We start from the raw sequence: 11417 nt of genomic DNA, 5'->3' as shown, positions 1-11417 counted from the left end.
CGGCGGCGCCTCAGGAGGAGGCGTCGACGGCCGCAGCCACGTTCATGTTCGGCGCGGAGCGGGCGAACCAGACCCGGTTAAGCACGAAGCGCAGGGCGCCTCCGACGACCGTCCCAAGGACAACCAGGCCACCCTGCGACAGCGCCCCGGCGCCGCTGAACGCCTCCAGGAGGGCGGCGCTGGCCGCCAACTCGACCAGCGCGGTCGCGAACGTGACGACATTGTCGGTGCGGCGCAAGTGGCCGCCCCGGACGCCATACGTGTAGCGCCGGTGCAGCAGATTACCGAGCACCGTCGCGAGCACCCACGAGGAGATGTTGGCGCTCTGGGTGCCCATCACCAGCGCGAACACCCAGAACAACCCGACATACAGCGCGGTGCCGAGGCCGCCGATGACGACGAAGCGCGCCCCCTGACCCAAGAAGGAGCCTCGTCCGCGTCCGGTGGGCGAAGTGGAGGTCATGGGGGTGATTGTGCCCGCTCGGGCCGGCAGCCGAGTCCGGGGCTCGGATGCCGATCCGTTCGCGTTGAGGGATCTCCCAGAGAGCTCGGCTATCGTCGTGCCATGTCCTCCTCCGCATACCGCCGAGTGGCCGCCCCTCGTGAGGGCACCCGCTCCCGCGGCGTGATCGCCTCCGCGGCGATCGGCAGCACGGCTTTCGTGGCCGTGCTCTGGTTGAGCGAGTTCGTGGACACGCTGGTCGGCAACCGCCTGGACGGCCTCGGGATCCGCCCGCGCACCGAGGATGGGCTGGTGGGGATTCTGTGGGCGCCGCTGTTGCACGGCGGTTGGGGGCATCTGCTCGCCAATTCGCTGCCCGTACTCGTGCTGGGCTTCATCATCCTGTGCACCGGCCTGCAGCGGTGGCTGCTCGTGACGGCCATCGTTTGGCTGCTCGGCGGGCTCGGGACCTGGCTGACCGGCGGGGGCGGCAGCATCCATATCGGTGCCTCCGGCCTAGTCTTCGGCTGGTTCACCTATGTGATCAGCGTCGGCTTCTTCACCCGCCGGACCGGACAGATCGCGCTTGGTATCACGCTCTTCCTCGTCTACGGCGGCATGCTCTGGGGGGTGCTGCCCGGCCGCCCCGGAACCTCGTGGCAGGGCCACCTCTTTGGGGCGCTGGCGGGCATCCTGGCAGCCTGGTTGGTCGGGCGCCGCGAGCCCCGGCAGGCCTGGATCCGCTGAGGTCTGTGTTCGGATCGGCTATCCCCAGCCGAGTTCGTGGAGGCGGGCGTCATCGATGCCGAAATGATGGGCGATCTCGTGGACCACGGTCACCTGGATCTCCTCAAGCAACTCCTCGCGGGAGGTGCACATGCGCATCAGCGGCCCCCGGAAGAGGACGATCCGGTCGGGCAGGCTGCCCATCTCCCAGCCGGAGTCCCGGTCGGTCAAGGCGGTGCCGACGTAGATCCCCAGCAGGTCGGGGTCGTCGTCCTCCTCGGGCTCGTCCTCAACGAAGAAGGCGACATTGTCCAACTGGTTCATCAATTCGATCGGCATGGCGTCGAGTGCCTCCTGCACAGCCGCGTCAAAGTCGGCAGCGGCAAAGCGCTCGCGGCCAAACCCGTCCGCGCTCTGCTCGCTGGCGTTCACGTGGCGTTCACGGACCCGATGCCGCTCGGGTCAGGCGTGATGTGGGCCCTTGTAGTACTCGAACGTCCACCCGATGAGCGCAAAGACCCCGAAGAAGGCGCCGACGGCGACCATCCACCAGCCGACTGCGACTCCCATGAAGGTGACCGCCGCCGACAGCGCCAGCCACAGCGGCCACCAGCTGTGCGGCGAGAAGTCGCCGTAGTCGCCCTCGGCCTCGGCGATCTCGCCTTCGGGGTTGTCATCCGGCAGGTACCCGAGGCGCTTGTTGGTCAGCCACAGGTAAAAGGCGACCATGACGCCGAGGCCGGCGGCGAGGAACAGGCCGACCGGCCCGACCGGCTCTTTCCAGTCGGTCGCGATGCCATAGATGGGTGCCATGACCGCCCCGAAAACGGCGATCAATCCGAACACCAACACGCTCGATTTCATCAGTTGTTGGCCTTCCGGGCAAGGCGACGAGCATCCGCGGCGTTGGCCCGCCGCAGCGAGGCCGGTGCGGCCTCGGGATGGTGAAGGTCGAAGGCCGGCCGCTCGGAGCGAATCCGCGGGATCGACTCGAAGTTGTGCCGCGGCGGCGGGCATGACGTCGCCCACTCCAGCGACGCGCCATAGCCCCACGGGTCGTCGGAGTCAACGATCGGCGCCGTCTTCCACGTCTTCCACACGTTGTACATGAACGGGATCATCGAGGCGCCCAGGATGAACGAGCCGATCGTCGAGACCTGATTGGCCAGCGTGAACCCGTCCTCGGGCATGTAGTCGGCATACCGGCGCGGCATCCCGTCCAGACCGACCCAGTGCTGGATCAGGAAGGTCATGTGGAAGCCAACGAACAGCAGGACGAAGTGGATCTTGCCGAGCGTCTCATCGAGCATCCGGCCGGTCAGTTTCGGCCACCAGAAGTAATATCCGGCGAACATCGCGAAGGTGACGGTGCCGAAGACGACGTAGTGGAAGTGCGCGACGACGAAGTAGGAGTCAGACAGGCTGAAGTCCAGTGCGGGGCTGGCGAGGATAACGCCAGTCAAACCACCGAACAAGAAGGTGACGAGGAAGCCGATCGCCCAGATCATCGGTGTGCTGAACACCAGATGCCCGCCCCACATGGTGCCGATCCAGTTAAAGAATTTCACCCCTGTGGGCACCGCGATCGCCATCGTCATGATCGCGAAGAAGGGCAACAGGATTTGCCCGGTGACATACATGTGGTGGGCCCACACGCTGACCGACAGGGCGGCGATCGCGATCGTGGCGAAGATCAACGTCTTGTAGCCGAAGAGCGGCTTGCGGGAGAAGACGGGTAGCACCTCGGAGATGATCCCGAAGAACGGCAGCGCGATGACATAGACCTCGGGGTGGCCGAAGAACCAGAAGATGTGCTGCCACAGGATCGGTCCGCCGTTCTCGGGGGCGAAGATGTCGGCCCCGAAGCGGCGGTCGGCGCCGAGCGCGAACAGGGCGGCGGCCAGCGGCGGGAAGATCAAGATGATCAGCAGCGAGGTGATCAGGATCGTCCAGGTGAACAGCGGCATCCGGAACATCGTCATGCCGGGCGCGCGCATGCAGATGATCGTCGTGATGAAGTTGACCGCACCGAGGATGGTTCCAAAACCACCGAGCGCGAGGCCGAAGACCCACAGGTCACCGCCGATGCTCGGGCTGAAGACCGAGTTGGACAGCGGAGCATAGGCGAACCAGCCGAATGCGGCCGCGCCCATCGGGGTCAAGAACCCGAAGGCGGCGATCAACCCGCCGAACAGGTAGAGCCAGTAGGCGAACATATTCAGCCGCGGGAAGGCCACATCGGGTGAGCCGATCTGCAGCGGCACCAACGCGTTGGCGAACGCGGCGAACAGGGGCGTCGCGAACAACAGCAACATGATCGTGCCGTGCATGGTGAACAGCTGGTTGTACTGGTCCTCGTCATCGACGATCTGGATGCCGGGCGAGAACAATTCCAGCCGGATCACCAGCGCCATAATCCCGCCGATGAGGAACCACACGAAGCTGGTGATGAAGTAGAGGTTGCCGATCACCTTGTGGTCGGTCGTCGTGATCCATTTGACGACGGTCGACCCGGGGGCGAGGCGTTTGTGCTCGACCCGCTCGGCGGTGCGCAGCAGCGTGGAGTCCGAGGTGACGCTGGCCATGTCAGTTGCCCTCCGTGGTCACTTTGTCTTTGTCCTGCGAGATGATCGGGGTCCGCAGGACCGATGGCGGCAGCAGGCCTTCGTTGCCTTGGGCCTTCAGGTCGGCAATGTGCTGGTCGTACTCCGCTTGGGTGACGACCTTGAGGTTGAACAGCATCCGCGAGTGGTAGGCGCCGCACAACTCGGCGCACTTGCCGGCGAAGGTGCCGGTCCGGGTCGGCACCACCTGGAAGCTGTTGACCCGTCCGGGAATCATGTCGAGCTTCTGCAAGAAGACCGGAACCCAGAAGGAGTGGATGACGTCATTGGCGGTGAGCTGGAACTCGACCCGCTTGTTGACCGGGATGTAGAGCGTCGGGCAGCGTTTCCTCGACCCCGGGTTTGCCGGTCAGCTGGGCCTGGGTGCCCGACTCGTGGGCGTTGCCGGTGACGTAGTTGAAGTCCCAGCTCCACTGCTTGCCGACGACATTGATGACGACGTCCGGGCGTCTGCTTGACGTCGGTCAGGGCACGCTCGTCCCGGTCGGTGTAGTAGAACAGCACTCCGATCATGAAGATCGGCACGATCGTGTAGAGGATCTCGATCGGCACGTTGTACTTGAGCTGGATCGGCAGTGGCGGGTCGTCCTTCTTGCGCTTGTAGGCGACAACGCACCACAGCGTCAGCCCCCACACGAGAACGCCGACGGTCAAGCGCCGCGATCCAGGAACCGAGCCACAGCGACCGGACCCGGTCGGCGCCCTCGGTCGCCCCCTCGGGCAGGTAGCCGTTGGACAGCTTGCCCTGGGCCCCGAACTTCCCGCATCCGGCCAGGCTCAGCATGACCGCCGTGGCGGTCAGCCCGATCCCGAGCCGTCGGCGGCCCCGACGGGCCGTTCCGGAGTGTGGCAGACGCAACGCGCACCTCTTTGACCTAGATGGAAACCTCACACGCTTCCGGCCGCCCGTGCAGGACGGATCGAGCTGGGACAAAAGGTACCGTAGGACCTTCCCGCCGCGCAGCAAGGGGTCCCGTAACGTGACCTTCCGTGCCGCAATCGTCATTGCCGCGCGCCGAGCCTGGACGCGGCGCCGGGCCCGATGCACCCGGTGGCGCGCGGACACGCTGCTCGCCGCCGTCGACGCCGGCTGGGCCGATCCGAGGCGGCTGCACCGGCGGGCGCGTCAGGCTCGCGCGCTGCTCGATAACGCCCGCGCGGTGCTCGCCGGGCACCTTGGCGTCCGCCCCGGTGAGGTCACCTTCCACGCGGGCGGAGCCGGAGCCGCCATCGCCGCCGGTCTGGACGGCCTGGCCTGGCCGCGGCGGCGCACCGGCTCCCGGCTGGTCGCCAGCGCGGTCGAGCACTCCGCGATCTTGATTCCCGGGCCGGTATGCCGCCGCGCAGGCCGCCGACCCCAGGCTGCTCGCCGAGGTCGCCGTGGACCGCCTCGGCCGGGTCGACCTCGATGCCTGGGCGGCCGCGGTGGAGGAGCCAGGGACGGCGGTAGCCGCCCTCCAGCACGCCAACGGCGAAGTGGCCACCAGCCAGCCCCTGGAGCAGGCCCACGCCGCCTGCCGCGCTGCTGGCGTCCCCCTGCTCGTCGACGCGACGGCGAGCGCGGGACGGGTGGCGCTGCCCACGGCATACGACGTGATGGCGGCGGACGCCGCGACCGTCGGCGGCCCACCGGTGGGGATCCTCGTGGTCCCGGAGCGGACCCGGTTCGGGCGCAGCGGCCCACCGCGCGAAGCCGAGTTCGGGCGAGCAGACTCGCCGGTGTGGGTGCCGCTCGCGCTCGCGGCCGCCGAGGCGTGGCAGCAGGCCGGCGCCGTGGCGGACGCCGACGCGGCCGGTGCCCGTCAGCTGACCGACCGGATCCGCGCCGCGGCCGGCGCGGTCCGTGACGTCGAGGTCGTCGGCGACCCCGACAACCGGCTGCCGCACGTGGTCACCTTCAGCGCCCTCTATGTCGACGGCGAGGCGATCGTCACCGAGTTCGACCGGCTCGGGCTGGCGGTGGCCTCCGGGTCGGCGTGCACCGCCTCGACCCTCGAACCGAGCCATGTCCTGGCGGCCATCGGCGTCCTCACCCATGGCAATGTGCGGGTGACCCTTCCGTGGGAGGCGGTCGCCCCGGAACGAGGCCGAGCGGTCGAGTTGCTCATCGAGGCCCTCCCCCGGGTCATCGCCGGCGTCCGCCGCCGGCTGGGGGCCGATCAGCTGTGAGCGAACCGGTCCACGTCGACGCCCGGGGCGCGCGCTGCCCGCTGCCGATCATCCGGATCGCCGCCGCGGCACGTGGCGGCGGGCCGGGCACGGTGCTCGTGCTCCTGTCCAGCGACCCCGCCACTCGGCCCGACCTGGCGGCCTGGTGCCGGATGCGCGGGCATACCCTGAGGTCGGAAACGCCGCGAGACGGTGGAGCCGTGGCTTACGAGGTCGTCCTCGGCGCGGGTTCAGATGGCATACGGCCAGGTCAGGGTCAGATAGGCGCCGAAGAGGAGGCTGGCCACGACGAGCGCGCCGCCTCCGATGACAACCAGCCGTGAGCGGGCCCGCCCGGCCAGCACTACGGCGACCGGGATGACGAGCACGGCGTCGACCAGCAGCAGGCGGGGACGGCTGTACCAGAAGTTCGACGCCCCGATGACCGAGATCCAGCCGAGCAGCAGCCAGGGAACAAAGGGGCGCCCGGCCGAGGAGGCCACCAGCGCCACCGTCAGCAGCAGCACCAGCAGCAGCAGCGCGGCCACGGTCGCGGCCAACACCGGCGGCAGGTCGCGGACGACGACCAGGCGCTTGACGAAGGTCCACGTCGAGCGGCCCCGGTCGAAGGTCGTCCCCCACCCGGCCTCCTGCACCACAAACCACCCGCGCTCGACGCCGCTGCGCCACTCGACAAACTGCCAAACCGCAGGTATGCCGAGCGCACCCACCAGGGCCGCCGCACCGATCGCGGCCGCCTCGCCCGGGGCACCCCGGCGCCGGCGCCAGTGGATCAGCCCGTAGGCGCCGACGCCGGCGGCGGTGACCAGGCCCGCCGGCCGGGTTAGCGAGGCGAGCAGCAGGAAGACGGCCACCGGGGCCCACTGCCGCTGCTGGGCGGCGACGAGCGCGAGGAAGGCCAAGAGCAGGAAGAGCGCCTCGGCATACCCGGCGATGAAGATGACCGACATTGGGAGCGCACCGAGCAGCGCGACGGCGAGCAGGGCGCCGGCCCGGCCAGCGCCCTCCCCGCGGGCGGCGCGGAAGGTCACCGGTCCCAGCAGCAGGCTCGCGGCCAGGGCGAGCAGCAGGCACGCCCACGCGGGCGTCAGGCCGCTGATCCGGGCGAGCAGCCCGGCTCCGGCGGGGAAGAGCGGGAAGAAGGCGAACTCCGTCCCGACCAGCAGGTCCCGGTTGGGCGCGATCAGGATCCCGGCCGGATAACCGGACTCGGCAATCTGGGCATACCAGCGGGCATCCCACAGCTGCAACCAGTCGCGGGTTTGGCTGGCCCCGCTGGTCCGGGCCCACACCATCACCACGATCGCGCTCGCCCCGCAGGTGACCGCCCGCACGAGCAGCGGCAACGCCCACGCCCAGATCAGCCCGTCCGGCGCCGGGCTCGCCCCCGTCCGGTTCGCTCCTGCCCCGGCGGTCACGTCGCCCATGGGGGTGTCGTTGCTGCCCACGAGCCGGCGGCGAATGCGCCCGCCCAATCGGCGTCCGCCAGCGCGAGCAGCGTCGGCAGCCGGGCGAGGTAGTCGGCCCGCGGGATCTCGCTGATCCCGAGGCTCGCCAGGTGCTCGGTGCGCCACTGGACGTCGAGCAGGTGGGTGCGGCCGCCGGCGGCGAGGACGTCGACCAGCCCGGCGAGCGCCACCTTGGAGGCGTCGGTGCCGGTGTGAAACATCGACTCCCCGGCGAACAGCCCGCCGAGGGCAACGCCATACAGGCCGCCGGCGAGCGCGCCACGCGCGTCCCACACCTCGATGCTGTGTGCCCACCCCAGCCGGTGCAATTGTTCGTATGCCGCGGCGATCGGCCGGGTGATCCAGTTCCCCGTGGTGCGGGTGGTCGCGCAGCCGGCGACGACCTCGGCGAAGGCGCGGTCGACGGTGACCCGGTAGTGGCGGCACGAGCGCCGCAGCGACCGGCTGACGTGCAGCGCGCCGGACTCGAGGACGCCGCGGTGGACCGGCGACCACCAGCCCATCGCGGGGATCCCGTCCAGGCCCATCGGGAAGATGCCCTGGCGGTAGGCCCGCAGGAGCGTTCCCGGCTCCAGGTCGGCCCCGAGCGCGATGACGTCGTCGCGACCGGCCCGGGCCAGCGCCGCGCCCAGGTCCCAGCCACTCGGCGGGGGCTCGACGGGAGGCGCGGGCGGCGGCATACGGACGTGATCGGTGCTCAGCGGCGTGGGCCGGCGAGATTGCTCACGGGCGCGGGCAGTGCAGGTGCGGCGCGATCTCGGTGGCCGACTCCTCGCCATAGGCCTCGGCCAGCCGACGCAGGAAGCCGCGCTTGCTCAGCTCGTATTCCTGCGTGCCGACGGTCTCGATGACGTGTGCTGCCAGCACCGACCCCATCTCGGCGCACCGGCGATGGCCGAAGCCGGCGCCCAGGCCGGCGAGGAAGCCGGCGCGGAAGGCATCCCCAACTCCCGTCGGGTCGGCCAGGCGGGCGACCTGGGCGACGCCGACATGGATCGGCTCCTGCCCCGGAGACTCGATCGTCACCCCGTCCTTGCCGTGGGTGGTGACCCGGTGAGTCACCCGCTCGGCGATATCGGCCTGGGTCCAGCCGGTCTTCTGCTCGGTCAGGCGGGCTTCGTATTCGTTGGTGATCAGGTAGGCGGCTCCGTCGATGAGTTCCTTGATCTCCGGTCCGTCGCTGAACGCGAGTTGCTGCGAGGGGTCGGCGATGAACGGGATGCGCCGGGCGCGGCATTCGCGGGTATGCCGCAGCATCGCCTGCGGGTCGTTGGCCCCGATCAGCACGTAGTCGGCGGCCCCCACCCGCCGGGCGATCGGGCCGAGCTCGATCTGGCGGGCCTCGCTCATCGCCCCGGAATAGAAGGTCGCGATCTGGGCCATGTCGGAGTCAGTGGTGCAGACGAAGCGCGCGGTGTGCTTGGTGCCCGAGACGTGGATCGACTCGCAGTCGACGCCGTGCCGCTCCAGCCAGCTGCGGTAGCTGACGAAGTCCTCCCCCACCGCGCCGACGAGGATCGGCCGCATGCCGAGGTTGGCCATCCCGAAGGCGATATTGGCGGCGATCCCGCCGCGGCGGATCTCCAGGTCGTGGGCGAGGAAGGACAGCGAGATCTTGTCGAGCTGCTCGACGACCAGCGAGTCGGCGAAGCGGCCCTCGAAGGTCATCAGGTGGTCGGTGGCGATCGAACCGGTGACGAGGATCTGCACGGGGGCATTGTGCCTTGCCGCTCAGCGCCGCGTGCGCGAGCAGCCCGGGTCGCCGGGCACGAGGGGCCGGAACAGCAAGGTGACGGGGTTCGGCTCGCCGGGGATGCGCCAGGTTGCGGCGGCGTCGACGCCCACGAGCGTCGTGCGCAGGCGGACGGCGTCGGCGCCGGAGATGACCAGGCAGGTCTGGTCCTGGTCAGCGGCAAAGGCGCCGGCCGGGTCTGGAGCGGCCACTGCGGAGCGCGGGTGCCGGCGGGAGTGCTCGACGATGGGGCAGGCACCCACGGGTTGCCGATGCGGTAGACGGCGATGCTCGGGGCGTCGTATGCCGTGCCGGTGGTCTGCAGGGTGAGCAGCTGCTCGACGAACTCCCGCAGGGCGCGCCGCAGCCCACTACCGCCGTGGTGACCAAGGTCACAAGGAGAGCGGCGATCGAGCGGCGCGGCGGCGGCATACGAGATGGACGGGTGAGCCTGGCGGACGGTTCCCGCGGGCAACGGCGCGGCCGGCCCGGTCGAGGCCGGGCCGGCCGCTGGGTGAGGCTGAGTCTGGCGCGGCTCAGCTGAAGCTGTCGCCGCACGCGCAGGAGCTGCCCGCGTTGGGGTTGTCGATGGTGAAGCCCTGCTTCTCGATGGTGTCGGCGAAGTCGATCGTGGCGCCGTCGAGGTAGGGGGCGCTCATCCGGTCCACGACGACCTCGACGCCCTCGAAGTCGCGCACCAGGTCACCGTCGAGCGTACGCTCGTCGAAGTAGAGCTGGTAAATCAAGCCGGAGCACCCGCCCGGCTGGACACCGACGCGCAGGCGCAGGTCGTCGCGGCCCTCCTGCTCCAGGAGGGACTTGACCTTGGCGGCGGCGACATCGGTCAGCAGCACGCCGTGGGTGGCAGTCTGGGCGACGTTCGTCTGATCCTGAACGGTCATGTATGAGGTCCTAACTCTCTCGTGGGGCGGCACCAGGCTCGTCATGGCGGTCAACGCCAGCCGGTGCGCGTGGTGTTCCCGCAGTGCCCCCACGATACGCGGTTCCGCGCGACGGCGCCGGATGCGACGCCCGCGCAACTCACCGCGGCGGCGGCGACCAGGTCCGGGCGACGCGCTCGGCGCGCGCCGTCAGCGTGCCCACCGGGTCGGCGTGGGCGGCTTCCTGCTGGGCCGGGGTTTCGGCCACGGCGTAGCTGCCGGACAGGCCGACGGCCATCGTCTCGCGGCGCCCGACAAGGACCACTCCGGCGATGACGACGGCCGGGGTGGCCGCCGCCTGGGCGAGCTGCGCGATCCCGCTGACGACGCTGCCGCGCAGGCTCTGCCAGTCGAAGGTGCCGGTGGCGGTGACGACGAGGTCGGCGGCGGCGACGAGGGTGGCCAGGTCGAGGGCCGCCAGGACGAGGTCGACGCCGGGGCGCAGCTGTGCACCGAGGACGAGCAGGCCGTAGCCCAGCCCGCCGCCCGCCCCGCTGCCCGGCTGCTTGTCCAGCCGCACCGGCGTGCCCGAGACCAGGTCGGTCCGGCGGGGCAGATGACCGGCGAGCCGGTCGACGAAATGGCCGAGGGCACGGTCGAGGTCTTGCGCCTGCTGGGCGGTGGCGCCGAGCTGTGGGCCGAAGACCGCGCTGGTGCCCTGCATACCGAGGAGCGGGGTGTCGGCATCGGTTGCCGCGATCAGCTCGATGTTGTTCCAGTCGGCGATCACCCGGTCCAGCCCGGCGAGGCCGCCCGGGCCGAGGTCGGCCAGGGCTGCGCCTCCGCGGGCGAGGTCGTCCGGCGAGCCGGCACCGAGCGCGGCGAGCATCCCCGCTCCCCCGTCGTTGGTGGCGCCGCCACCGAGACCGACGACGATCCGGGTGGCGCCGGCGTCTCGGGCTGCCCGCAGCAGCTGCCCGACGCCATAACTGGTCGTCACTACCGGGTCGCGCTCGCTGGCGCCGAGCAGGTGCAGACCGACGGCTTGCGCCGCTTCGACGTATGCCGTGCGCCCCCGCTCCTCCTCGATCACCAGCACCCCTGCCGGAACCTCGCGGCCGAGCGGGTCGCGGACCGTGGTGGCAAGCATCTGTCCGTCCAGGCCGCGCTCGAGGACGCCGAGGAAGCCCGGCCCGCCGTCGGAGAGCGGGACCTGGGTCAGCACGCAGTGCGGCGCCGCGTGCGCCCAGCCGGCTGCCATCGCCCCCGCCGCCTGGGTGGCGGTCAGCGTCCCGGCGTAGCTGTCCGGCGCAATGACCACGTGCATCCGGTCAGGCTAGCCGCGGGCCCGGCCGGGGAGCGAGGAACGTCTGC

General features: G+C 70.3%; 14 protein-coding genes. 3 read left to right on the top strand and 11 right to left on the bottom strand.

What is annotated here, in order from left to right; all coding sequences use genetic code 11:
- Positions 1-10: 10 nt before the first annotated feature.
- Entirely contained in the window at positions 11-463 is a 453-nt protein-coding gene (locus V9G19_RS04885) for a GtrA family protein (RefSeq protein ID WP_462284371.1), read from the bottom strand.
- A 102-nt stretch (positions 464-565) separates the two neighbouring features.
- Between V9G19_RS04885 and V9G19_RS04880 the strand changes: the two genes are divergently transcribed.
- A complete protein-coding gene (locus tag V9G19_RS04880; protein ID WP_462284370.1) occupies positions 566-1189 on the top strand; it encodes a rhomboid family intramembrane serine protease in 624 nt (207 codons plus the stop codon).
- A gap of 18 nt (positions 1190-1207) precedes the next feature.
- On the opposite strand, the gene V9G19_RS04875 is transcribed toward V9G19_RS04880, so the two are convergent.
- From V9G19_RS04875 to V9G19_RS04860, 4 genes are all read right to left on the bottom strand, one after another.
- Complete coding sequence (locus V9G19_RS04875) at positions 1208-1507, bottom strand: metallopeptidase family protein (RefSeq protein ID WP_462285024.1); 300 nt, start codon at positions 1505-1507, stop codon at positions 1208-1210.
- 123 nt (positions 1508-1630) lie between these two features.
- Complete coding sequence (locus V9G19_RS04870) at positions 1631-2032, bottom strand: cytochrome c oxidase subunit 4 (protein WP_462284369.1); 402 nt, start codon at positions 2030-2032, stop codon at positions 1631-1633.
- A complete protein-coding gene (gene ctaD, locus V9G19_RS04865; protein WP_462284368.1) occupies positions 2032-3753 on the bottom strand; it encodes an aa3-type cytochrome oxidase subunit I in 1722 nt (573 codons plus the stop codon). The genes V9G19_RS04870 and ctaD overlap by 1 nt, the downstream gene beginning before the upstream one ends.
- Before the next feature lies 1 nt (position 3754).
- Positions 3755-4099: a cytochrome c oxidase subunit II gene (locus V9G19_RS04860; RefSeq protein WP_462285023.1), complete on the bottom strand. Its 345-nt coding sequence runs from the start codon at positions 4097-4099 to the stop codon at positions 3755-3757.
- A gap of 1073 nt (positions 4100-5172) precedes the next feature.
- On the opposite strand from V9G19_RS04860, the gene V9G19_RS04855 reads away from it, so the two are divergent.
- Complete coding sequence (locus tag V9G19_RS04855; protein WP_462284367.1) at positions 5173-5961, top strand: aminotransferase class V-fold PLP-dependent enzyme; 789 nt, start codon at positions 5173-5175, stop codon at positions 5959-5961.
- Positions 5853-6284: a sulfurtransferase TusA family protein gene (locus V9G19_RS04850; protein ID WP_462284366.1), complete on the top strand. Its 432-nt coding sequence runs from the start codon at positions 5853-5855 to the stop codon at positions 6282-6284. Before V9G19_RS04855 ends, V9G19_RS04850 begins: the two co-directional genes overlap by 109 nt.
- On the opposite strand, the gene V9G19_RS04845 is transcribed toward V9G19_RS04850, so the two are convergent.
- The 6 genes from V9G19_RS04845 to V9G19_RS04820 form a co-directional block, all read right to left on the bottom strand.
- A complete protein-coding gene (locus tag V9G19_RS04845) occupies positions 6192-7388 on the bottom strand; it encodes a hypothetical protein (RefSeq protein WP_462284365.1) in 1197 nt (398 codons plus the stop codon). The two genes, V9G19_RS04850 and V9G19_RS04845, sit on opposite strands and share 93 nt — an antisense overlap.
- On the bottom strand, positions 7376-8110 hold the full coding sequence (gene aat, locus V9G19_RS04840; protein ID WP_462284364.1) for a leucyl/phenylalanyl-tRNA--protein transferase: 735 nt from the start codon (positions 8108-8110) through the stop codon (positions 7376-7378). Before aat ends, V9G19_RS04845 begins: the two co-directional genes overlap by 13 nt.
- A 43-nt stretch (positions 8111-8153) precedes the next feature.
- Positions 8154-9140: a carbohydrate kinase family protein gene (locus V9G19_RS04835; RefSeq protein WP_462284363.1), complete on the bottom strand. Its 987-nt coding sequence runs from the start codon at positions 9138-9140 to the stop codon at positions 8154-8156.
- Positions 9141-9161: 21 nt separating this feature from the next.
- Complete coding sequence (locus tag V9G19_RS04830; protein WP_462284362.1) at positions 9162-9425, bottom strand: hypothetical protein; 264 nt, start codon at positions 9423-9425, stop codon at positions 9162-9164.
- Positions 9426-9698: 273 nt separating this feature from the next.
- Entirely contained in the window at positions 9699-10064 is a 366-nt protein-coding gene (erpA, locus tag V9G19_RS04825) for an iron-sulfur cluster insertion protein ErpA (protein ID WP_462284361.1), read from the bottom strand.
- 139 nt (positions 10065-10203) lie between these two features.
- Positions 10204-11370 carry a glycerate kinase family protein gene (locus V9G19_RS04820; RefSeq protein WP_462284360.1) on the bottom strand — a complete coding sequence of 389 codons (1167 nt, stop codon included), beginning with the start codon at positions 11368-11370 and terminating at the stop codon, positions 10204-10206.
- Positions 11371-11417 lie beyond the last annotated feature (47 nt).

This window comes from Nostocoides sp., assembly GCF_037045025.1.
Taxonomy (GTDB): Bacteria; Actinomycetota; Actinomycetes; order Actinomycetales; family Dermatophilaceae; genus Nostocoides_A.
Note: the sequence above shows the minus strand (reverse complement) of the source record. Positions and strands in the feature narration are given on the sequence as shown.